The following is a 22,183-nucleotide window of genomic DNA, read 5'->3' on the forward strand; positions in this document are numbered from 1 at the left end:
TATGGAATTATTCAAAATCAAACGCGACATCCCGTTTATGAGCTACGGTAAGCTCACAACGTTTATTTCACTGGTAACCTTTATCGCAGCCGTATTCTTTCTGGTTACAAAAGGTTTGAACTTTTCGGTCGAGTTTACCGGCGGCACGGTAATGGAGGTGCAATACCAGCAAGGTGCCGACGTTAACAAAATGCGCGAACGGCTCGACACGCTCAAGCTGGGCGACGTTCAGGTGCAAGCCTTGGGCACCAACCGGCATATTATGATCCGCCTGCCCAACAAAGAAGGCGTGCCTTCGGCCCAGTTGTCTAACAACGTGATGAACCTGCTCAAACAAGACAGCCCCGACGTTACCTTGCGCCAAGTCGAATTTATCGGCCCGCAGGTAGGCGACGAATTGGTAACCAACGGCCTGCTGGCGTTGGGCATGGTGGTTGTCGGCATCATCATTTATCTTTCCGTGCGCTTCGAGTGGCGTTTTGCCGTTTCGGCGATTATCGCCAATATGCACGACGTGATCATTATTCTCGGCTGCTTCGCCTTCTTCCAATGGGAATTCTCGCTAACCGTGCTGGCAGGTATCCTTGCTGTGTTGGGCTATTCGGTGAACGAATCGGTGGTAGTATTCGACCGTATCCGCGAAAACTTCCGCAAACCGCAGATGCGCAATAAAACCGTGCCGCAAATTATCGACAATGCCATCACCGCCACCATGAGCCGTACCATCATCACCCACGGCTCTACCGAGGCGATGGTGCTTTCGATGCTGATTTTCGGCGGCGCCGCGCTGCACGGCTTTGCCATGGCCTTAACCATCGGCATCGTGTTCGGCATCTACTCTTCGGTGCTGGTGGCCAGCCCGCTGCTGCTGATGTTCGGCTTGAGCCGCGAAAATCTGGCCAAACCGCAGAAGCAGAAAGAAGAAGCCGTGGTTTAACGGTTTTGCCGGTATAAAACATAAAGGCCGTCTGAAAATATTTCAGACGGCCTTTTATCCTTTGTGCAATCCGTATCGGCTTGAAAAGTATTCACGCCATAGCCGGGCTTGACCCGGGTATGGCGCAAGTGTTTGAAAGGCTCGCGCGGATATTCGGCACCGGCATTACACCAGGCCTTTTTTCTCCAAATAACTTTCGTAGTCGCCCAGATAGTGTTCGTAGCCGCCTTTGCCATCCAGCTCGATAATCTGGGTGGCCAGTGAAGACACGAACTGGCGGTCGTGCGACACGAAAATCAGCGTGCCTTTGTATTTTTCCAGCGCCATGTTCAGCGATTCGATGCTTTCCATGTCCATATGGTTGGTCGGCTCGTCCATAATCAGCACGTTGGGTTTCAGCAGAATCAGCTTGCCGTAGAGCATACGGCCTTTTTCGCCGCCCGAGAGCACCTGCACCTGTTTCACCACATCGTTGCTGCCGAACAGCAAACGGCCGAGTGTGCCGCGGATAACCTGTTCGTCGTCGCCTTCCTGCCCCCATTGGCGCATCCATTCGGTCAGGTTCATGTTCACATCGAAATCGTTTTCGTGGTCTTGCGGGTAATAGCCCACATTGGCTTTCTCCGCCCATTTGATGCTGCCTGCATCGGCGGTGAGGCCGTCCGAATATTGGCTGTCGAACGCACCGGCCAACAGTTTCAGCAAGGTGGATTTACCCGCGCCGTTGGGGCCGATAACCGCCAGGCGCTCGCCTGCTTCGAGAATAAAATTGAGGTTTTTGAACAACGGGTTTTCAAAGCGCTTGGCCAAACCGTCCACTTCCACGGCCTGGCGGTGCAGCTTGGATTTTTCGTCGGTTTCAAAGCGGATATACGGGTTTTGGCGGGTTGAGGGTTTCACCTCCACCATTTCGGATTTGATTTTGTCGGCCTGTTTCAGACGGCTGGTGGCTTGGCGGGCTTTGGATTTGTTGGCCGAGAAACGCGCCACGAATTCTTGCAGCTCTTGCAGTTTCTCTTTGGCTTTGGCGTTGTCGCGCATAGCGCGCTCGCGCGATTGGGCCGAAGCCAGCATGTAGTCGTCGTAATTGCCCGGGTAGATGGTGATGCTGTTGTAGTCAACGTCGGCCATATGGGTGCACACTTCGTTCAAAAAGTGGCGGTCGTGCGAGATGATGATCATGGTCGAATCGTATTGGTTGAGCACGCCTTCGAGCCAGCGGATGGTGTTGATGTCGAGGTTGTTGGTCGGCTCGTCCAACAGCAAAACGTCGGGTTTGGAAAACAGCGCCTGCGCCAGCAACACGCGCAGTTTGAAGCCCGGGGCGACTTCGCTCATTTGGGCGTTGTGCAATGCTTCTTCAATACCCACGCCGCTTAACAGCTCGGCGGCACGCGCTTCGGCGGTATAGCCGTCGTATTCGGCGAACTTGGCTTCCAGCTCGGCAGCTTTCATGTAGTCGTCTTCGGTGGCCTCGAGGTTGGCGTAAATCGCATCGCGTTCGGTCATCGCCGCCCACATTTCGGTGTGGCCCATCATCACCACGTCGAGCACACGCATATCTTCGTAGGCGAATTGGTCTTGGCGCAGCTTGCCCAAACGCACGCCGTTTTCGATGGCCACTTCGCCGCTGGTCGGCTCCAAGTCGCCGCCGAGGATTTTCATAAAAGTAGATTTGCCCGAACCGTTGGCACCGATCAGGCCGTAGCGGTTGCTTTCGCCGAACTTCACAGACACGTTTTCAAACAGCGGCTTGGCGCCGAACTGCATGGTAATGCCGTTGGTAGAAATCATTTAATGTAAACCTTCGCGAATATAAAGATATAAAGTATGAAATTATAGCATATTTGCACTCGGGCGGATTCTGTTTCAGGGCCGTCTGAAAAAGGCTGCAAGGCAATCGGAATATTTTTTCAGACGGCCAGATGTATCCAGCGCCAACCATGCGGCCGGCATTGAAATTTTTTTACATTGATTCAAGTCAATAAAGCCGCCCTATCCCGCTTTGCCAACCGTTAAACCGCTTGACGGACAACACTTGTTTTCAATACGATAGCCGCCATAAAAAAAGTTTAAAAAACGGTTTGAAAACGCAACCGTTTTTTAAATTATAAAAATGACACCGATGTCATTTAACAAAAAACAGCAACTGCACACTGTAAAAAGCCTTGGCAAACAAGGCTCGGAATACTTCGGGGGAAGTGTTTCACCTGTTAATAATTCTGATGCAGCCGTTTACCCAACTTTTGGAGAATGAATGATATGAAACCCAAAAAAATCCTGCCTTTCGTATGTGCTTCCCTCTTCGCCGCCCCTGTTTTGGCAGCAAACACAGCGGCCGCATTGGCCACTACCGATGATTATGTGAACGCCGGTGCAAAACGCGCCTCAAGCGATTACAACGTTATCCCCGACCGTTTCGGCGCCCACGGCACCATCCGCGTCCGCGCCGACTCCGGCGACACCGCGGCCAACTACGCAACCGAAGACAACGCCAAAAACAACACCGCCAGCCATCTGAACGCCGATTTATGGTTTTCCGCCCGCGTTTATAAAGACTGGAAAATCGTTACCCAAATCGAGCCGCAAATCGATTTGGAAACCGGCAAGTTCAACGGCGACCACGATGTGCCCATGAACAAGCTTTACGCCGAAGGCACGGTTTACGACAAAGTCAAAGCCCGCGTGGGTAAATTCGGCGCATTCTCTTCATACGGCCGCATTCTCGACAACGAAGTAACCGGCGCAGAATTGTTTTTCGACTACAAATACCCCACCAAAGTGGCCGTTGCCCGCGTAACCAAACACTTGAACGATAACCCGTGGGGCGTGGAAGTGCGCCGCGAAATGATGGTGTCTGCACAAACCGTGATTCCCGTAACCGATAAAGTGAATGTGGGCGCTACTGCGGTTTACCTGAACGACGTGAAACAGCCTGATAACAGCCGTAAAAACGCCCTCTTCGGCGAAATCGGCGCCGACGTGAAAATCAATGACGACTGGAGCGCAATGGCCGCCTACAGCCGTTCCAACCTCACCGGTGTGAAAGACAGCGCAGGCAAAAAAGTATCGCCCGACGGCATCTTTACCGGCGTGAGATTCAAAAAAGCCGAATGGGAAGTCCGCAACTCTTACGACGTGTTCTTCAACCTGCGCCGCGTCGGTGCGATGTCGGGCATTTCTTCGGTTGAGGACTACAGCAAAAACGTACAAGGCGCACAAATCGGCTTCAACTACGTTCCCTATAAAAACTTCAAACTCAATGCTTTCTACCTGCACGGCAAACAGGTTAACGCCACCGTCGGCAGCAACAAGCAAGACGTAAACGTGGTGCGCGGCCAAATCGAATACAAATTCTAAGCCCGCATAACGCTTCGCAAACAAAGGCCGTCTGAAAACGTTCAGACGGCCTTACTTCATTTAAAAAACGTTGTGCCGAAACAAAGTTATCAAGCGGGCATAGAGCCTTCGTTTTGATAAAGCGTAAACAGCGGCACACCGTGGTTGCGGATATTGGCCCCGCCGGGCAGGTCGGTAAATTCCAAAATCGCCGCCGCCTCGATGATTTCGCCGCCGAGTTTGCGGATTAATTCAATGCCCGCCTGCATGGTGCCGCCCGTGGCCACCAAATCGTCCACCAACAACACGCGTGCGCCCTTCTGAACGGCATCGGTATGGATTTCCACCGTTGCTTCGCCGTATTCCAGCGCATAGCTTTGCGACAGCGTTTCAAACGGCAGCTTGCCTTTTTTGCGGATAGGCACAAAACCCACATTCAACTGGTAGGCCAAAGCCGCTCCGATGATGAATCCGCGCGCATCCAAACCGGCCACCACGTCGATTTTCTGCCCCATATAGCGGTAAACCAACAGGTCCACCAACAGGCGGAAATATTCGGGGCTTTGCAATACGGGCGTAATATCATGAAACAAAATGCCTTTTTTCGGCCAGTCGGGCACTTTGCGGATTTTTTCATACAGCTTGCCCACGCCCATCACATCGGGATGAATCAACATATCGACCTTGTCCTCAATTCGTTAACCAACAAACTGATAATTGTAGCAAAGCTTGGCGCCCGTTGTCGCCCCGTCTGCCGCTGTGGCATAATAAGCGGCAATTTCCCTCCCGGCCCGTTACCATGCAAGCATCATCCAAAGGCAATATTTTCATTATCTCCGCCGCCTCCGGCACCGGCAAAACCACGCTGGTTTCCCGCCTTACCCAACACCACGACGATATCCGCGTATCGGTCTCCCACACCACCCGCGCACCCCGGACAGGCGAAGAACACGGCCGCCATTATTATTTTGTCGGTACCGCAGAATTTGAAAAGTTAATCGGCGAAAGCGCTTTTCTCGAACACGCCAAAGTGTTCGACAATTATTACGGCACCAGCGTGGAAGGCGTGAACCTGTTGCGCGAACAGGGCTACGACGTGATTTTGGAAATCGACATCCAAGGCGCCGAACAAGTGCGCCGCGTATGGCCCGATGTGTGCAGCATCTTCATTCTGCCGCCTTCGTTTAAAGTTTTGGCCGAACGGTTAACCGGCCGCGGCACCGACAGCCCCGAAGTAGTGGCCAAACGTTTGAGCAAAGCCCGCCGCGAAATCGAGCAGGCGTTTTTATTCGATTATGTTGTCGTAAACAACGATCTGGCCGAGGCCGAGGCCGATTTGCTTTCCATCATCAAATCGCACCGCCTCAAACAATCCTCACAACGGCTGTTTGTTGAAAACCTGTTGGAAAATTCTTAAAAAACAGCGACAATATGCCCTTATTTTCTTTTTAACCGTTCATAACGAGAAAGCATCCGACAAAATGGCACGAATCACCGTAGAAGACTGCGTTACCAAAATCCCCAATCACTTCGACCTCACCCTCACCGCCGCCCGCCGCGCCCGCCAGCTCGAAAACGGCACCGCACCGCTGGTTGACGATGTTCGCAACAACAAACCCACCGTTACCGCCCTGCGCGAAATCGCCGCCGGCGAAATCGGCGTAGAGCTGCTCAAGCGCAGCAAATAACCGCACAAGGCCGTCTGAATGCGTGCGCCGCAACCCACCGCCCCATACGACCCGTTAACGGCCGAAGCCCGCAACCTGCTGTTCCGCACGGCTTCCTATTTGAACGGCAAAGAGCAGGAACAGCTTGAAAAAGCCTGCGCCTTCGCTTTTCACGCCCACGACGGCCAAACCCGCAAAAGCGGCGAACCCTACATTACCCACCCGCTGGCGGTGGCCACGCAACTGGCCGTGTGGCATATGGACATACAGGGCCTGTGTGCCGGCGTGATGCACGACGTACTTGAAGACACCGGCGTTACCAAGCTCGAAATGGCCGCCGAATTCGGCGAAACCATCGCCGAAATGGTCGACGGTCTCTCCAAACTTGAAAAACTCGAATACAACAGCCAGGCCGAACATCAGGCCGAAAGCTTCCGCAAACTGATTCTGGCCATGACCAAAGACGTGCGCGTAATTGTGGTAAAGCTTGCCGACCGCCTGCACAATATGCGCACGCTCGGCTCGATGCGCCCCGAAAAGCGCCGCCGCATCGCGCAGGAAACGCTGGAAATCTATGCCCAAATCGCCAACCGCATCGGCCTGAACAACGCCTATCAGGAATTGCAGGATTTATCTTTCCAAAACCTGCACCCGCGCCGCTACGAAACCCTGCAAAAAGCCATGAAGGCCAGCCGCCGCAACCGCCGCGACGTGGTCGGCAAAGTATTGCGTGCTTTCAGCGTGCGCTTGGTTGACGCCAATATCGAAGCCAAAATCAAAGGCCGCGAAAAAAACCTTTACAGCATCCACCAAAAAATGCAGGCCAAAAACCTGCGTTTCGCCGATGTGATGGATATTTACGGCTTTCGCGTGATTGTGAACAGCATTCCCGCCTGTTATGCCGCACTCGGTGCCCTGCACAGCCTGTATCAACCCAAGCCCGGCCGCTTCAAAGACTATATCGCCATCCCCAAAAGCAACGGCTACCAAAGCCTGCACACCACGCTGGTCGGCCCCTACGGCCTGCCCATCGAAGTGCAGATACGCACTTGGGAAATGGACGCCGTGGCCGAAGGCGGCGTGGCCGGGCACTGGATCTACAAATCCGGCGAAAGCACCGTCGATCAGGCCACACTGCACACCAACCGCTGGCTGAAAAACATTCTCGACCTACAGGCCGGCAGTGCCAACGCCATGGAGTTTTTTGAAGCCGTTAAAGTCGATCTATTCCCCAATGAAGTGTATATCCTTACACCGAAAGGAAAAATTCTGGCACTACCCAAAGGCGCCACCCCTATCGACTTTGCCTATGCCGTACATACCGACATCGGCCACCGAACCGTGGCAGCCCGCATCAACAATACCATGATGCCGCTGCGCACCAAACTGAAAACCGGCGATTCGGTGGAAATCATCACTTCCGAGCAAGCCAAACCCAACCCGGCCTGGCTCAATTTCGCCGTTTCCAGCCGCGCCCGCAGCGCCATCCGCAACTACATCAAAAATATGAACCGCAAAGATGCGGTAACTTTGGGCGAAAACCTGCTGCAAAAAGCCCTTTCCAGCCTGCTGCCGCAAAATATCCTGCTTTCAGACGGCCTTAAAGAAAAATATCTGGAAGACCTCAACAACAAGCAAACCACGTTTGAAGACGTGCTCTATAACGTCGGCATGGGCCATACCCTGCCCGTTACCGTAGCCATGCACATTGCCGAGCTTGCCGGCGAGCATTTCGGCGGCGAAGTGCGCTTAAGCCCGATTAAAATCAACGGCGGCGAAACCGGCCGTGTGCATTTGGCACAATGCTGCCAACCCCTGCCCGGCGATGCCATCCGCGCCCTGCTGATCAAAGACCAAGGGCTGGTTATCCACCGCGACACCTGCCCAAATATGCTGAAAGCCGACCCGGACCAACAGCTCGATGCCGATTGGGAAAGCATCACCGACCAAAGTTTCCGCGCCACTTTGGTGGTCGGCTCCCGCGACACCCGCGGCCTGCTGGCTTCGATGGCTCAGGCGATTTCATCATCGGGTGCCGATATCGAATCGGTGGAAACACCGCAGAAACAACCCGGCACGGAAGGATTTATCGAGTTCAAATTCTTCCTGAAAGTAAAAAACACCGAGCAGCTCAACGACATTATCCGCGCCCTGCACGTCATCCCGCAGGTGCAGCGCATCGTGCGGGTTTAACGGTACCATACCGCAATATATTATTAAGGCCGTCTGAAACCCATTTCAGACGGCCTTAAGATATTTTTGTAAATATCTCGGTCTAACTGCTAACCGGCCAATTTCGCCTTCATCAATTCCTGCACCTGCTGCGGGTTGGCTTTGCCTTTGCTGGCCTTCATCACCTGGCCGACCAGCGAGTTAAACGCTTTTTCTTTGCCCGCTTTGTATTCCTCCACCGACTTGGCGTTGTTGGCCAATACTTCGTCGATGATTTTCTCGATGGCGCCGGTATCGGTCATCTGTTTCAGGCCATCGCGTTCGATAATGGCTTCGGCGTTCAAATCGCTGCCCCACATCGCTTCGAATACCTGTTTGGCCAATTTGCTGCTCAAGGTGCCGTCGGCGATTTTCGCCACCAAACCGGCCAAGCGGTCGGCTTGAATCGGGCTTTCAGACAGGCTTAAACCTTCTTTGTTCAAGGTGGCCGCCAGCTCGCCGTTCATCCAGTTGGCGGTTAACTTGCCCTGCCCGCTTTGTTGCGCAGCCTGCTCGAAAAAAGCGGCTTGGGCGCGGGTGGCGGTCAGCAAGCGGGCGTCGTAGTCGCTCACGCCGTAATCGGCCACGAAACGGGCAGCCATTTCTTTCGGCAATTCGGGCATCGCTGCCTTGGCCGCCTGCATCTGTCCGTCTGAAATCATCACCGGCAACAGGTCGGGATCGGGGAAATAGCGGTAATCGTGCGCGTCTTCTTTCAGGCGCATCACGCGGGTTTCGCCTTTGTCGGGATCGAACAGCATGGTGGCCTGCTGCACTTTGCCGCCGTCTTCGATGATTTCGATCTGGCTTTCCACCTCGTAATTAATCGCCTGCTCCAAAAAGCGGAACGAATTGAGGTTTTTAATCTCGCGGCGCGTACCGAATTCAGACTGGCCTTTGGGGCGCACCGATACGTTGGCATCGATGCGGAACGAGCCTTCGGCCATATTGCCGTCGCAAATGTCCAGCCAAGTAACCAAACCGTGCAAGGCTTTGGCATATGCCACTGCTTCGGCGGCGGAACGCATTTCCGGCTCTGACACCACTTCCAATAGCGGCGTGCCGGCGCGGTTCAAGTCGATACCGGTGGCACCGTTCAAGCCTTCGTGTACTGATTTGCCGGCATCTTCTTCCATATGCGCGCGGGTAACGTTGATGGTTTTGACTTCATCGCCCACCACGATTTCCAGCTTGCCGTGCTCCACAATCGGCAGATCCAACTGGCTGATTTGATAGCCTTTAGGCAAATCGGGATAAAAATAGTTTTTGCGGTCGAACACGTTTTTCTGATTGATTTTGGCATCCAAGGCCAACCCCAGTTTGATGGCTTTTTCCACCACTTCGCGGTTCATTACCGGCAGCACGCCCGGCAGCGCACACTCCACCACGCTGGCGTGTGCATTCGGCTCGGCGCCGAATGCAGTTGATGCGCCGCTGAAAATTTTCGATTGCGTGTTCAGTTGGACGTGGATTTCCAGTCCGATTACGGTTTCCCAAGTCATAGGGGTCTTTCTCTAAAATTTAACCAATTGAATATTAAAATATATTTAATATATCTTATCTTTAAGACGATTTAGATTTCCGATACTGCCCGCGGGCTGAAAACTCAATCACGCCCTGATCACGCAAAATTTGTAACTGCTGGCGGATTTTATCTTTAACATGTTTGTTTTTAGGAAACTGTAGAGCCAATTTTGCTTCAAACGCATAAATCTGCTTCAAATCAAATGTTTCAGGCAATTGCTCCAAGCATTTCATAATAGCCAGTAACCAACCTTTTCCGTTGCTTTGTTGCTGCCGTAAAAACAAGTTTGCTTGCCATTGGGCGCGTACTGTTTCAGGGGCAACAACCTGCTGTTGCTGAATCAAGAGAATTTTGCCGCTCTCGGGCACTTTACTTAAGTCTATCGTGCAACCGACCCAGCCCGCCCGCTTTGCTGTTGGCGGTAACGGCTTGCGACGGATAATCATCTCAACCGTCATAAAATGTTTCGGTACCAGCATCAGTTGCTGTACAGAATAATCCTCTTTCCTATACGACAAAAAAAAGAAATTCGGGTTGTCATCGGCCTGAATGCGTTCAATCATAGTTTGATAAGCGCCGTCATTAATCTTTTTGCCAGCAGTTTTTGCTTTTTTGCTTTTTAATTCAAACTGTTCATTGCATATAGCACACAAAAAATCCTGCACCGGACGGTTATTGGCTGCCTTCTGAATCGGCTTGCAACCGCAATTCGGGCAATAAACTTGCGCACCCATCCAGCTTTCCGTTAACACTCTGATGATTTGTGATGCACTTTTATAGCCTTCGGCCAAGTGGGTATCGAAAAACAAATTCATTTTTCAGACGGCCAGCCGTGTTTCACGTCGGCATTTTGCTATGCCAATCACTATTCAGCTGCATCTGATGCGCCACGCCTAAAATCTTGGCTTCGGCAAAATAATTACCGATTAACTGCACGCCCACGGGCAGGCCGTCTGAGCCGAAACCGGCGGGTAAGGTCAGCGCGGGCAGGCCGGCGAGGTTGACGGCGATGGTGTAGATGTCGCTCAAATACATTTGCACCGGGTCGTGGATGTCGCTGCCGAGTTTGGGCGCGGTGGTCGGCGCGGCGGGGGCAAGAATCACGTCGCATTGCTGCAAGGCCGTCTGAAAATCATTGGCGACAAGGCGGCGCAGTTTTTGCGCTTTCAGGTAATAAGCATCGTAATAGCCGTGGCTCAATACATAAGTGCCGATCATGATGCGGCGCTTCACTTCGCTGCCGAAGCCTTCGGCGCGGGTATTGCTGTACATTTCTTCCAAATCGCCGAATTGGGCGGCGCGGTGGCCGTAGCGCACCCCGTCGTAGCGCGACAGGTTGGTGCTGGCTTCGGCTGATGCAAGCACATAATAGGCGGGAATGGATAACTCGGTTTGCGGCAGACTCACATCCACCATTTCGGCGCCTTGTGCCTTGAGCAAATCGATGGTGTTTTGTAAGGCCGTCTGAACATCTGCGCTGTTGCCCGCGCCGAAGTATTCTTTCGGCAGACCGACTTTCAAGCCTTTGAGCGGTTGGTTTAAATCTCGGGTGTAGTCTTCTTTTTCGCGTTCCAAACTGGTGGAATCGCGCGTATCAAAACTTGCCATGCTGTTTAACAAAATCGCGCAGTCTTCGGCGGTTTGCGCCATCGGGCCGGCTTGGTCGAAGCTGGAGGCATAGGCAACCATGCCGAAACGGGAAACGATGCCGTAGGTGGGTTTGATGCCGGTGATGCCGCAGTGCGAGGCGGGCTGGCGGATGGAGCCGCCGGTGTCGGAACCGAGTGCGGCCGGTGCCAAGCGGGCGGCGACCACGGCGGCGGAACCGCCGGATGAGCCACCGGGCACATTTTCCAAATTCCACGGGTTTTTGGTGGCACCGTAAAACGAGGTTTCGTTGGTGGAGCCCATGGCGAATTCGTCCATATTGGTGCGGCCGAGCGTAACCATACCGGCATCGAGCAGGTTTTGCACCACGGTGGCGGTGTACGGCGATACGTAGTTATCGAGCATTTTGGACGAGCAGGCCGAACGCCAGCCGGTTTGGCAGAAAATGTCTTTATAGGCAACCGGCACACCGGTCAGCGCAGTGGCGTTACCGGCGGCAATGCGCGCATCGGCGGCTTTCGCTTCGGCCAAGGTTTTTTCTTTGTCTAAGGTGATGTAGCCGTTGATGGCGGGGTTTTTGGCATCGATGGCGGCCAGATATTCCTGCGCCAGCTCAACGGCGGAGATTTTTTTTGCTTGCAGCAGTTCGCTGGCTTGTTTGAGGGTGTAGGCGGTCATGGTTCTATCTTGTGAATCGGATAATATTTGCGGTTTTCAGACAGGCATTTGTTTGGGGGAAATGCCTGTCTGAAAACTTCTCAATTACTCTTCAATTACTTGGGGAACGATATACAAACGGTTGCGTACTTCGGGGGCAACGGCTTGGTATTCGGCTGCACGGTCGGTTTCGGTTACGGTATCTTCGCGCAGGCGCAGGGCAACTTCGTGCGGGTGTGCCATCGGCTCTATGCCGTCGGTATCCACCGTTTGCATTTTTTCCACTAACGAAAATATGTCATTCAATTCTTTCAGGTTTTGTGCTTTTTCCGCTTCGGTAAGGCTCAGGCGGGAAAGACGGGCGATTTTCTCTACATCGCTCAGGGTGAGTACCATAAAAAATCCTTAAAATTAATTCTGCAAATACCGAAACTGGGGTATTATTACGCGTTTATCCGGTTATTGCTCCGTTTAGCGGGCGATTATAACCGAAACCCAATCTTTCGGCATGGTGATTTCTAGGCATTTTAATAATAAAAGGCCGTCTGAAAAAGCCGTGCCGCCATTCTCTTTTATCGTTAACAACTATATCTGCATCAGGAAATGTCTATGTTTCGCTTTCTCACCCGCTATTTCTCCAACGATTTGGCTATTGATTTGGGTACGGCCAACACTTTGATTTATATACGCAACAAGGGGATTGTGCTGGACGAGCCTTCGGTGGTGGCCATGCAGAACGATGCCGCGCACGGCAAAAGCGCGATTTTGGCCGTGGGCACCGAAGCCAAGAAAATGCTGGGGCGCACACCGGGCAGCATCCAAGCGATACGCCCGATGAAAGACGGGGTGATTGCTGATTTCAACGTTACCGAAAAAATGCTCAAACAGTTTATCAAAAAGGTGAACAACAGCCGCTTCGCCGCCGCGCCGCGCATCGTGATTTGCGTGCCCTGCGGTTCGACTCAGGTGGAGCGCAAGGCTATCCGCGATTCGGCTTTGGCGGCGGGCGCATCGAGCGTGAACCTGATTGAAGAGCCGATGGCGGCGGCCATCGGCGCGGGTTTGCCGATTGAAGAGCCTACCGGCTGCATGGTGGTGGATATCGGCGGCGGCACCACCGAAGTGGGCGTGATTTCGCTTTCCGGCGTGGTGTATTCGCACTCTATCCGTGTGGGTGGCGATGCGTTTGACGAGAGCATCATCAATTATGTGCGCCGCAACTACGGTATGTTGATCGGCGAGGCTACCGCCGAAGAAATCAAAACCAAAATCGGCTCCGCCTTCCCCGGCATGGAGGTGAACGAAATCGAAGTGAAAGGCCGCAACTTGGCCGAAGGCATCCCGCGCGCGTTTACCATCAGCTCAAACGAAGTGCTGGAAGCTTTAACCGAGCCGCTCAACCAAATCGTGCAATCGGTGAAAAACGCTTTGGAACAAACGCCGCCCGAGCTGGGGGCCGATATAGCCGAGCGCGGTCTGGTGCTCACCGGCGGCGGTGCGCTGCTTAAGGGTTTGGACCGTCTGCTGGCCGAAGAAACCGGCCTGCCGGTGATGATTGCCGAAGATCCGCTTACCTGTGTGGCGCGCGGTTCGGGCAAGGCTTTGGATATGATCGGCAAACTGAATTCGATTTTTGTGGTCAATCCCTAATACAATACCGATTTTGTAAACCGCAGACAGGCCGTCTGAAAATATGTCCGAACCTTCATTAAACTTTGCCAAAAAAGGCGTCAAACCCGCAAGCAAGCTGATTGTGCTGGCGATTGCCAGCGTGGCGCTGATGCTGCTCGACAACCGCTATGCCGCCGTGCAGCACGCCAAAGGCTATGCGGCTACGGCGCTTTACCCGCTGCAATGGTTGGCCAACCAGCCGGTAAACCTTTACCGTTATGTGAGCGGGTTTATGCAGTCGCAGGCCAATCTCATGGCCGACAACAAACGCCTGAGCGAAGAAAACGGCCGTCTGAAACTGCTGGCCGCCCGTTCCGAGCTGCAAACGCGCGAACTGGCCGAAATGAAGAAGCTATACGGCCTGCAACAAAGCGGTATCAGCATCACCGGCGGTGCGGAAGTGATTTCAAACAGCAAAGATCCGCTGTCCGACAAATTAATCGTTAACAAAGGCAGTCGCAGCGGCTTGAAAGAAGGCGACGCGGTTATCGACCAAAACGGCTTAATCGGCCAGATTACGCAGGTGCAGCCTTTGAGCGCCGAATTAACGCTGCTCACCAACAGCAAAACCATCGTGCCCGTGATGGTGGCGCGCACGGGCGTGCGCAGCCTGCTTTACGGCAGCGGCGGCGCGGTCAGCCTGCGCTATTTCCCCGCCGATGCCGATTTGCGCCCCGGCGACCTTCTGCTCACTTCCGGCCTCGACAGTGTTTATCCCGAAGGCATTCCCGTGGCCAAAGTGGAACAGGTTTCCCGCGCGGCGGGCACGCCTTATTACCGCGTCGGCCTGAAACCGCTTTCGGGGTTCAGAAGCAGCAAACATGTGTTGGTGCTGCCGCAACAACAGCCACCTGCCCTTAATCCCGGCCATGACTGATTTCGAAGAGTTTCACAACCGCGTGCCAAAGCGCATTATCGTATCCGGCTTCGTGCTTGCCATGTTGCTGGATTTTATGCCGTTTCCGTTTGAAACGTTTTTCTGGCTGCCCGAATTTACCGCGCTGGTGCTGCTTTATTGGGCGTTATACAAACCCCAATCGGTCGGTGTGGGCACGGCGTTTATCGTGGGCCTGCTGGCCGATGTCGGCACCGCTGCGCCGCTCGGCCAGCATGCGTTGTCATATATGGTGATGGTATTTTTGGTGCAGCAGCGGCAACGGCAGATTATGGTGCACAGCCACGGCATACAGGCAATAGCGGTGTTGGGCGCCCTGCTCTGCAATCAGGCCGTGATGGCTTTGGTGCGCCTGATGCACGATCACCGCTTCGCCGACTGGCAGGGCTTTGCCGCACCGTTCGTCGGCGCGCTGCTGTGGCCTTTGTTGAGCAAAATCATGCTCGGTCTGCTTAACTCCCGCCGTTTACGCTGATGGATAACAACCTCTACCAATACACCGGCCACGATCACGATGTGGCCAGCCGGCAACGCGATTTCGTGTTGCGGCTGGCATTGGCGTTTGCATTGATGGTGGTTCTGTTTGCGGTGCTTTTGGGCAGGTTTGTGTATCTGCAAGTGTTCAAACACCACGAATATGTGGCCCAAGCCAACACCAACCGCATTTCTCTGGTGCCCACTCCGCCGATACGCGGGGAAATCGTCGATGCAAACGGTGTGGTGCTAGCCAGCAATTATCCCGCTTATTCGCTTGAAATCATGCCCGGCGAAATCGAAGGCAAAATAGACGACACCATCGAAGCCTTGCGGGCATATGTGGACATCACCGCCGGCGATTTGAAGCGCTTTAAAAAATTCCGTGCCGAATACCGTTCTTTTGAAAATATTCCGCTCAAGCTCAAACTGCAACCCGACGAAGCCGCCCGACTTTCCGCCCAGCTCTACCGTTTCAAAGGCGTGGAAATCAACGCGCGCACGTTCCGCAACTACCGTTATCCCGAATTAACGGCGCACTTTCTCGGCTACATCGGCCGCATCAGCGACCGCGACCAGCAAAAGCTCGAAGAAGAAGACCTTGTTTCGCTCTACCGCGGCAGCACCCACATCGGCAAGTCTGGCTTGGAAAGCTTTTACGAACGCCAGCTTCACGGTGCGCCAGGTTATCAGGAAGTGGAAAAAGACGCTTACGGCCATGTGGTGCGCGTGTTGAAAACCGTGCCCGCCAAAACCGGCCAAACGCTGCGGCTGGCTATGGATATCCGCCTTCAGCAAGAAGCCGACCGCCTGATGAACGGCCGGCGCGGCGCGATTGTCGCCCTCAACCCGCAAACGGGCGGCGTACTGGCGTTTGTATCCAAACCCTCGTTCAACCCCAATCTGTTTATCGACGGCATCGACAGCGACACTTGGAAAGCGCTCAACGAAGATTGGCAGCGCCCGCTCATCAACCGTGTTACGCAAGGTTTGTATCCGCCCGGCTCCACCTTCAAACCGTTTATGGGCATGGCCTTGCTCGAAAGCGGCAAAATCACCCAAACCACGGTGGTGCCCGCGCCCGGTGCATGGAGCATTCCCGGCTCGCGCCACCTGTTCCGTGATTCGGTGCGCCGCGGCCACGGCTCGGCCAACCTGAGCAAAGCGATTCAAGTATCGTCCGACACATTCTTCTACCGCTTGGGCTACGAGCTGGGTATCGACAAAACCGACCCTTATCTGGCCGAATTCGGTTTGGGTTCGCCCACCGGCATTGATTTGCCCAACGAATACAAAGGCATTCTGCCCTCGCGCGAATGGAAAGCCAAACGTTTCGCCAAATCGAAAGACCCGAAAGCGCGCGAATGGCATCCTTCCGAAATGGTTTCGGTGAGCATAGGCCAGGGCTATAACGCCTACACGCCCCTGCAAATGGCGCATGCCACCGCTTCGCTCGCCAACGACGGCGTAGTGTACCGCCCGCATCTGGTTAAAGAGTTGCTCGACCACGAGCGGCGCGAAATCACGCTGATCGACCCCAAACCCGAACGCAGCATTCCGTTCAAACAGAGCAATTTCGAATACGTTAAGCAAGCGATGGCCAAAGTGCTGCAACCGGGCGGCACTGCCTACCGCATCGGCCAGGGCCTGCCATACACCATGGGCGGCAAAACCGGCACCGCACAAGTGGTGCAGATCAAACAGGGCGCGCGCTACAATGCCGCCGCACTGGCCGAACAACACCGCGACCACGCTTGGTTTATTTCGTTCGCGCCGGTGGAAAAACCGCAAATCGCCATCGCCGTGCTGCTGGAAAACGGCGGCTGGGGCGCCAGCGCCGCACCGTTGGCGCGCAGCTTAACCGACTATTACCTGCTCACTCTGAAAGCAGGCCAAGCCCCGGCCGGCGTCGCCCAACCTGCCGACGCCTCCGCCGTGCAGCAGGAAAACACCCCGCAAACCGTAACCGGCGCCCCCACCTCTTTGCCTGCGGCATCGGTGTTCCAACAAGCCTACGGCGTCGCCGGCAACGTTCAGACGGCCTCAGGAGCAGCACCTTGAATATCAACGAAGACACTTTGCCCGGCAGAATCAAACGTGCCATATGGCAACCCATGGATCCGTGGCTGTTTTACGCCATGCTGGCGGTTTACATCATGAGCCTGTTTCTGCTTTATTCCGCCGACGGCCAAGACATCGGCCAACTCGAAAACAAAACCCTGCACACCGTATTGGGCTTTGTTTTGCTGTGGTTTATCGCCAGAACCCACCCGCAAACGCTGGCGGTGTTCGCCCCGCCCATGTATATCGCCGGCGTGGTGCTGCTTTTGGGCGTGCATTTTTTCGGCGTTACCGTCAACGGCGCGCAACGCTGGCTTGATATCGGCGTGGTGCGTATCCAGCCGTCTGAAATCATGAAAATCGGCCTGCCGATGATGGTGGCGTGGTTTTTCCAGCGTTATGAAATGTCGCTGCGCTGGTATCACTATCTGGCCGCCATCGCGCTGGTGCTGGTGCCGGGCACGCTGATTCTGAAACAGCCCGACCTCGGCACCGCCATTCTGATTATGGCTTCGGGGCTGTTTGTGGTGTTTTTTGCCGGGCTGCCGTGGAAAGTGATTTTTGCCGCCGTTATCGGTTTTGTGGCCGCGCTGCCGCTGATCTGGAACTACGGCATGCACGATTATCAGAAAACGCGCGTGCTCACCCTGCTCGACCCCACCAAAGACCCGCTCGGTGCGGGTTACCATATTTTGCAGTCGATGATAGCCATCGGCTCCGGCGGCGTTTGGGGCAAGGGCTGGCTCAACGGCACGCAAACCCATCTCGACTATATCCCCGAAGCCACCACCGACTTTATTTTCGCCGTTTACGGCGAAGAATTCGGCTTAATCGGCAATATATTGCTGCTGGTGATTTATCTGCTAATACTCGGGCGCGGCCTCTATATCGCCGCCAAAGCCCCAACGCTATACAGCCGCACGCTGGCAGGCGCACTCACGATGACGTTTTTCTGCTATGCTTTCGTCAACATGGGCATGGTCAGCGGCATTCTGCCCGTGGTGGGCGTGCCGCTGCCGCTGGTGAGCTACGGCGGCACCGCCACGCTGTCGATTATGGTGGTGTTGGCTTTGCTGATGGGCATCAGCAACCAGCGGCGCTGACAGACAACAAACCCGTTTAAATATTTTTCAGACGGCCTCTGCATTCCGGAGGCCGTCTGAAAGCGTTTCCTCCCGATACAATAAAAGGAAAACCCCATGATAGGCATGGAAATCGGCAAGCTGATTCTGGCATTTATGGTGCTGATCAACCCTTTCGGCGCACTGTCGATCTATCTCGACCTCACCCGTAACCTGAGCACGCGCGAGCGGCGCAAAGTGGCGCAGGTGGCTTCGCTCACCGTGCTGATTGCCATCACCGCCTTCACCCTCACCGGCGGCGTGATGCTGCGGCTGTTCGGCATCAGCGTCGGCGCGTTTCAGGTGGGCGGCGGCATTTTGGTGCTGCTCATCGCCATTTCGATGATGAACCAGGGCAACAACCCTGCCAAACCCGATGTCGGCACCGACGAGAGCAACGATATCACCATCCGCCCCAAACAGATGCAGAGCATCGGTGCCATCGCCGTGGTGCCGCTGGCGATTCCCATGATGATAGGCCCGGGCGGCATTTCCACCGTGATTATTTATGCCTCGGCCGCCAAACACTATAAAGACACCCTGTCTATTCTGGCGGCCGGCCTGATTATCAGCCTGATCTGCTATATCGTGCTAATGGCCGCCGCCCGTGTGAGCAAAAAACTGGGTGACACCGGCCTCACCATTCTCAACCGCATCATGGGGATGCTGCTGGCCGCGGTATCGGTGGAAATCATCGTGGCCGGCCTGAAAGCCCTGTTTCCGCAGCTGAGTGCCTGATGCGGCAGGCAGAAATGTTGGTTAATTGGTTGCATCAGGCCGTCTGAAAACCGTAATTTCTTGTTTTCAGACGGCCTTGTGTATTCAATATAATTAAAAACAGGCATAATGAGGTCTTTGCAAAAAAGCCGGATGCGGATGCAGTTTAAGGCAGTTTCAAAGCAACCACATTTGCCATCGGCAATCCTTCCGTGCCGCGCAAACCTATAAAAATACCGCCCCGCCGTATGCCGCCGGGCCTTAAACCGACACATTACAATATGCTCTTACTTTCGCGTTTGCTGCTGTTCGCCGCAGCAGTTTTCACAGCCGCCGCTGCGTGCGCAGGCCAGGCCGAATATATCGAAGGCAGGCTCGACAACGGCTTGGCCTACCATATTTTCAAAGTGCCTTCCGCCGACCGCCGCCTGGTGCTGCGCCTGCAAATCAACGCAGGCACCGCCGACGAAAACGACGGCGAAGAAGGCATCGCCCATATCACCGAACACATGGTGTTCCAAAGTTCCCCCGCATTTCCGCAAGGCTTGGGCAGTTACCTCAATGCCGAAGGCTGGCAGATGGGGCGGCACTACAATGCCCAAACCGGCTACCACCACACCCGCTACATGCTCACGCCGCCCTACGGCAGGCGGCAGCTTAAAGACGCCTTAGCCGTTTACCGGCAGATTCTCACCCCGCAAACCTTTTCCGCCGCCGATTGGGCCAAAGAACAGCAAGTGGTGCTGGGCGAATGGCGCAGCCAGCAAACCCTGCAACACCGCTTAAGCCGGCAACACCACGCCCTGCTGCACAGCGGCTCCCGTAGCGCGCGCTATGCCCCCATCGGCAGCAAAACCGCCATCGAAACCGCGCAGGCAGAAACGGCCAACCGCTTCCACAACACATGGTATGGCAGCAACAACGCCGTATTGGTGGTTGCGGGTGATCTCAACCCCAAAAAAACCGCCGTCGCCATCGAAGAACACTTAGGCCGTCTGAAACCCACCACCCTGCCCGAGCGCACCGCCGGCGAATACGAACCCAAACTCACCGATACGCCGCGCACCGCCCGTGTGCACGATAAAGACAATACCGAAACCAAACTGGCATTGGTTTACCGTTTCAACAACGCCCCGTCGCAAAGCAGCGGCAGCCAGGCATACTACCACCGCCTGCTCGACAATTTTGCCGCCCATACCATCAACCACCGCCTGCAAAACATGGGGCAGCCCGTCTCTTTCAAACTCGGCAACATCGGCAAACAAACCGGTTCGCTGGGCTTTTATGCGGATGCCGCCGCAGATACACAGCAAGAAACACTCAACCTGCTCGGCCAAACCATAGAAAACATCAAACAACAGCCCGCCACCGACGAAGAAACCGCCGCCTACCGCAAAGTGCTGCACAACCATATGCGCACCGTTCCCGCACTACCCGACGATTTGCCACACATCGTGCAACTGGCCGACGACACCGTGTTGGCGGGCAAGCCCGTGCCCACGCCCGACAACCAGGCCGTCGAACGCGGCCAACTTTACCGCATCAGCGCCGCCGCCGTTAACAAACGCATTGCCGAATGGCTGAACGCACCCGACCGCCTCACCATCATCCAAGCCCCCGAAGGCGTTCCCGCCCTTGCCGGCCAACCGCCCCGGCCTGCCCCGGCGGCAGCCGAATCCAAACGCAACCGGCCGGAAACAGCCCCGACCGCCGCGAGCAACGCCGTAACCGCAACAACCGCTTTCCCGCAACACAAAGGGCAAGGCAGGCTGATGTCGGAAGGTTTCGACAACCACAATAAAGTCAGCTACCTGCAATTTAGCAACGGAGACAAAGCCGTGCTGCTGCAAAAAGCCGTGGCAGGCAGCAAAATCTATTTCAGAGCCGTGACCGACGGCGGCTACCAACAAAACAGCTTCAGTGCGTGGCAGGCACAGTTGGCGGCCGATGTGGTTTCCCGCTCCGCCCCCGCCAACTTCGGCAGCCAATCGTTCAAACAATGGCAGCAACAGCAAGGCATCGCTTACCGCTACCGCCTTGAAAGCGACCGCCAAACCACCGATATCCAAGCGCCGCAGCAAACACTCGAAGCCCTGCTGCAACTTTACCGCAGCCGCCAAACCGACCCCGCCGCCGAACACTGGCAAAGCACGCTTGAAACCGCCGCCCTGCGCCACCCCGTTTACCTGCAATCCGTGCCCGGACGGCAAGAGCAGGAATTGGAACTGCTGCGCTACGGCCGCCCCGAAAGCCGCGCGCAAAACAGCGGGGAAATCCGCGCGCTAACCCAAACCGCTCTGCTTCAACGATGGCGGCAACTTGCCTCCGCACCCACAACGTATTATGTCGTCAGCAATATGCCGTCTGAAAAAATCAAACCGCTGCTGGTGCAATATCTGGCCGATATTCCGCGCCGCGCCGTCGAAAACCGCCCGACCGAACTTTTAACAGGCGCCACTTTGCGCCGCGCCGCCATTAACGACACCGGCGGCACCGACATCAACGCTTGGTCTTGGCAGCCTTTCTACGACTGGACTCCCGATACTTCCGAGCAGATTCCGCTGCTGGTCAACCTCGCCAACGCCCGCCTGAAAGACGAACTGCGCAGCCGCAACCAAAGTACCTACGGCGTAAAATTCACCGCCCTGCTGCAGCCCGTTTATAACCGCGTGGAAAGCAACCTGTTTTTCAGCACGCCCCCCGCCCAAGCGGCCGAAGCATGGCAAACCGCCCAGCAAGTGTTGGAGCGCCTGCCCGAAAACATCAGCAAAACCGAAGCCGACAACCTGCAACAGCTGTTTATCGAGCAGGAAGCCAAACGGCAGCAAAACCCCGAAATATGGCTGGAGCGACTGGCGGCCAGCCACCGCCGCTACGGTGATGCCCGCTACCTCAGCCGCCTGCCCGAATTGCACCGAACTATCATCCAAACCCGCCTGCGCCAAACCGCCAAACTGCTGTGGCACACCCCGAACGCACGCGTGCTGCTGGTGGACCCTGCGCCATGAGCTTGCTTGACAGTAAGCTTGATATTTTCATTGAAAACATATCGTTATAAAAATTCCCGACTTCAAAAGCCTCTTAATAACAAATAAGCAGGCAAAGTGAAACCTTGCCTGCTTTTGTTGAATATTCAATTTAACAACCAGATCAGAGCTTTTCAAAGCTCGCTCAGGCCGTCTGAAAATATCTAAACTTCCGCCATACTCAGGATTAACCCGAGTGGCTCGCCTTTCATAGTAAAAATACTCGGGTCAAGCCCGAGTATGACGGAAATGATTTGAAAACAAATTTTCAGAC

The 22,183-nt window shown here is 54.9% G+C and carries 18 protein-coding genes; 12 read left to right on the plus strand and 6 right to left on the minus strand.

The window, feature by feature from the left end; all coding sequences use genetic code 11:
* The first annotated feature begins 1 nt into the window (after position 1).
* The gene (gene secF, locus NQ012_RS00120; protein ID WP_257065396.1) at positions 2–937 is read left to right on the plus strand and encodes a protein translocase subunit SecF; all 936 of its coding nucleotides are present in this window, start codon (positions 2–4) and stop codon (positions 935–937) included.
* Positions 938–1,102: 165 nt separating this feature from the next.
* On the opposite strand, the gene NQ012_RS00125 is transcribed toward secF, so the two are convergent.
* On the minus strand, positions 1,103–2,731 hold the full coding sequence (locus NQ012_RS00125; protein ID WP_257065398.1) for an ABC-F family ATPase: 1,629 nt from the start codon (positions 2,729–2,731) through the stop codon (positions 1,103–1,105).
* A 468-nt stretch (positions 2,732–3,199) separates the two neighbouring features.
* Between NQ012_RS00125 and NQ012_RS00130 the strand changes: the two genes are divergently transcribed.
* Positions 3,200–4,297, plus strand: a complete 1,098-nt coding sequence (locus NQ012_RS00130) for a hypothetical protein (protein ID WP_257065400.1) — start codon at positions 3,200–3,202, stop codon at positions 4,295–4,297.
* 89 nt (positions 4,298–4,386) lie between these two features.
* On the opposite strand, the gene NQ012_RS00135 is transcribed toward NQ012_RS00130, so the two are convergent.
* Complete coding sequence (locus NQ012_RS00135; RefSeq protein ID WP_257065401.1) at positions 4,387–4,953, minus strand: adenine phosphoribosyltransferase; 567 nt, start codon at positions 4,951–4,953, stop codon at positions 4,387–4,389.
* Positions 4,954–5,075: 122 nt separating this feature from the next.
* On the opposite strand from NQ012_RS00135, the gene gmk reads away from it, so the two are divergent.
* The 3 genes from gmk to NQ012_RS00150 all read left to right on the plus strand — a co-directional run bounded on the left by gmk (position 5,076) and on the right by NQ012_RS00150 (position 8,136).
* On the plus strand, positions 5,076–5,693 hold the full coding sequence (gene gmk, locus NQ012_RS00140) for a guanylate kinase (RefSeq protein ID WP_257065402.1): 618 nt from the start codon (positions 5,076–5,078) through the stop codon (positions 5,691–5,693).
* A gap of 64 nt (positions 5,694–5,757) precedes the next feature.
* Positions 5,758–5,964, plus strand: coding sequence for a DNA-directed RNA polymerase subunit omega (gene rpoZ / locus NQ012_RS00145; RefSeq protein WP_085365679.1), 207 nt, complete (start codon positions 5,758–5,760; stop codon positions 5,962–5,964).
* A gap of 18 nt (positions 5,965–5,982) precedes the next feature.
* Positions 5,983–8,136 carry a RelA/SpoT family protein gene (locus NQ012_RS00150; protein WP_257065404.1) on the plus strand — a complete coding sequence of 718 codons (2,154 nt, stop codon included), beginning with the start codon at positions 5,983–5,985 and terminating at the stop codon, positions 8,134–8,136.
* An 89-nt stretch (positions 8,137–8,225) separates the two neighbouring features.
* Here NQ012_RS00150 and gatB read toward each other — a convergent pair whose 3' ends face one another.
* The 4 genes from gatB to gatC form a co-directional block, all read right to left on the minus strand.
* Positions 8,226–9,656, minus strand: coding sequence for an Asp-tRNA(Asn)/Glu-tRNA(Gln) amidotransferase subunit GatB (gatB, locus tag NQ012_RS00155; protein WP_257065405.1), 1,431 nt, complete (start codon positions 9,654–9,656; stop codon positions 8,226–8,228).
* Positions 9,657–9,717: 61 nt separating this feature from the next.
* On the minus strand, positions 9,718–10,494 hold the full coding sequence (locus tag NQ012_RS00160) for a DpnI domain-containing protein (protein ID WP_257065406.1): 777 nt from the start codon (positions 10,492–10,494) through the stop codon (positions 9,718–9,720).
* 22 nt (positions 10,495–10,516) lie between these two features.
* Positions 10,517–11,965 (minus strand): Asp-tRNA(Asn)/Glu-tRNA(Gln) amidotransferase subunit GatA, encoded by a 1,449-nt coding sequence (gene gatA, locus NQ012_RS00165; protein WP_257065407.1) that lies wholly within the window; start codon positions 11,963–11,965, stop codon positions 10,517–10,519.
* An 84-nt stretch (positions 11,966–12,049) separates the two neighbouring features.
* The gene (gene gatC / locus NQ012_RS00170; protein ID WP_257065409.1) at positions 12,050–12,340 is read right to left on the minus strand and encodes an Asp-tRNA(Asn)/Glu-tRNA(Gln) amidotransferase subunit GatC; all 291 of its coding nucleotides are present in this window, start codon (positions 12,338–12,340) and stop codon (positions 12,050–12,052) included.
* Between the two features lie 213 nt (positions 12,341–12,553).
* Here gatC and NQ012_RS00175 point away from each other — a divergent pair, with 213 nt between their 5' ends.
* The 7 genes from NQ012_RS00175 (at position 12,554) to NQ012_RS00205 (ending at position 21,891) form a co-directional block, all read left to right on the plus strand.
* The gene (locus NQ012_RS00175) at positions 12,554–13,594 is read left to right on the plus strand and encodes a rod shape-determining protein (RefSeq protein ID WP_085364806.1); all 1,041 of its coding nucleotides are present in this window, start codon (positions 12,554–12,556) and stop codon (positions 13,592–13,594) included.
* Positions 13,595–13,637: 43 nt separating this feature from the next.
* Complete coding sequence (gene mreC / locus NQ012_RS00180; RefSeq protein WP_257065412.1) at positions 13,638–14,492, plus strand: rod shape-determining protein MreC; 855 nt, start codon at positions 13,638–13,640, stop codon at positions 14,490–14,492.
* Positions 14,485–14,985: a rod shape-determining protein MreD gene (gene mreD / locus NQ012_RS00185; protein ID WP_257065413.1), complete on the plus strand. Its 501-nt coding sequence runs from the start codon at positions 14,485–14,487 to the stop codon at positions 14,983–14,985. Before mreC ends, mreD begins: the two co-directional genes overlap by 8 nt.
* The gene (gene mrdA / locus NQ012_RS00190; RefSeq protein ID WP_257065415.1) at positions 14,985–17,045 is read left to right on the plus strand and encodes a penicillin-binding protein 2; all 2,061 of its coding nucleotides are present in this window, start codon (positions 14,985–14,987) and stop codon (positions 17,043–17,045) included. The genes mreD and mrdA overlap by 1 nt, the downstream gene beginning before the upstream one ends.
* A 53-nt stretch (positions 17,046–17,098) precedes the next feature.
* On the plus strand, positions 17,099–18,148 hold the full coding sequence (gene rodA / locus NQ012_RS00195; RefSeq protein WP_257065796.1) for a rod shape-determining protein RodA: 1,050 nt from the start codon (positions 17,099–17,101) through the stop codon (positions 18,146–18,148).
* A 96-nt stretch (positions 18,149–18,244) separates the two neighbouring features.
* On the plus strand, positions 18,245–18,904 hold the full coding sequence (locus tag NQ012_RS00200; protein WP_257065416.1) for a MarC family protein: 660 nt from the start codon (positions 18,245–18,247) through the stop codon (positions 18,902–18,904).
* A 260-nt stretch (positions 18,905–19,164) separates the two neighbouring features.
* Positions 19,165–21,891, plus strand: a complete 2,727-nt coding sequence (locus NQ012_RS00205; RefSeq protein WP_257065417.1) for a M16 family metallopeptidase — start codon at positions 19,165–19,167, stop codon at positions 21,889–21,891.
* Positions 21,892–22,183: the final 292 nt, after the last annotated feature.

Origin of the sequence: Neisseria dentiae, assembly GCF_024580525.1 — a bacterium.
In the GTDB taxonomy this organism is placed as follows: Bacteria; Pseudomonadota; Gammaproteobacteria; order Burkholderiales; family Neisseriaceae; genus Neisseria; species Neisseria dentiae_A.

What these genes read in the sequence shown, in the direction of transcription:
- secF (WP_257065396.1), top strand. Translation starts at nt 2, where the DNA reads ATGGAATTATTCAAAATCAAACGCGACATCCCGTTTATGAGCTACGGT.
- NQ012_RS00125 (WP_257065398.1), bottom strand. Translation starts at nt 2,731, where the DNA reads ATGATTTCTACCAACGGCATTACCATGCAGTTCGGCGCCAAGCCGCTG.
- NQ012_RS00130 (WP_257065400.1), top strand. Translation starts at nt 3,200, where the DNA reads ATGAAACCCAAAAAAATCCTGCCTTTCGTATGTGCTTCCCTCTTCGCC.
- NQ012_RS00135 (WP_257065401.1), bottom strand. Translation starts at nt 4,953, where the DNA reads ATGTTGATTCATCCCGATGTGATGGGCGTGGGCAAGCTGTATGAAAAA.
- gmk (WP_257065402.1), top strand. Translation starts at nt 5,076, where the DNA reads ATGCAAGCATCATCCAAAGGCAATATTTTCATTATCTCCGCCGCCTCC.
- rpoZ (WP_085365679.1), top strand. Translation starts at nt 5,758, where the DNA reads ATGGCACGAATCACCGTAGAAGACTGCGTTACCAAAATCCCCAATCAC.
- NQ012_RS00150 (WP_257065404.1), top strand. Translation starts at nt 5,983, where the DNA reads ATGCGTGCGCCGCAACCCACCGCCCCATACGACCCGTTAACGGCCGAA.
- gatB (WP_257065405.1), bottom strand. Translation starts at nt 9,656, where the DNA reads ATGACTTGGGAAACCGTAATCGGACTGGAAATCCACGTCCAACTGAAC.
- NQ012_RS00160 (WP_257065406.1), bottom strand. Translation starts at nt 10,494, where the DNA reads ATGAATTTGTTTTTCGATACCCACTTGGCCGAAGGCTATAAAAGTGCA.
- gatA (WP_257065407.1), bottom strand. Translation starts at nt 11,965, where the DNA reads ATGACCGCCTACACCCTCAAACAAGCCAGCGAACTGCTGCAAGCAAAA.
- gatC (WP_257065409.1), bottom strand. Translation starts at nt 12,340, where the DNA reads ATGGTACTCACCCTGAGCGATGTAGAGAAAATCGCCCGTCTTTCCCGC.
- NQ012_RS00175 (WP_085364806.1), top strand. Translation starts at nt 12,554, where the DNA reads ATGTTTCGCTTTCTCACCCGCTATTTCTCCAACGATTTGGCTATTGAT.
- mreC (WP_257065412.1), top strand. Translation starts at nt 13,638, where the DNA reads ATGTCCGAACCTTCATTAAACTTTGCCAAAAAAGGCGTCAAACCCGCA.
- mreD (WP_257065413.1), top strand. Translation starts at nt 14,485, where the DNA reads ATGACTGATTTCGAAGAGTTTCACAACCGCGTGCCAAAGCGCATTATC.
- mrdA (WP_257065415.1), top strand. Translation starts at nt 14,985, where the DNA reads ATGGATAACAACCTCTACCAATACACCGGCCACGATCACGATGTGGCC.
- rodA (WP_257065796.1), top strand. Translation starts at nt 17,099, where the DNA reads ATGGATCCGTGGCTGTTTTACGCCATGCTGGCGGTTTACATCATGAGC.
- NQ012_RS00200 (WP_257065416.1), top strand. Translation starts at nt 18,245, where the DNA reads ATGATAGGCATGGAAATCGGCAAGCTGATTCTGGCATTTATGGTGCTG.
- NQ012_RS00205 (WP_257065417.1), top strand. Translation starts at nt 19,165, where the DNA reads ATGCTCTTACTTTCGCGTTTGCTGCTGTTCGCCGCAGCAGTTTTCACA.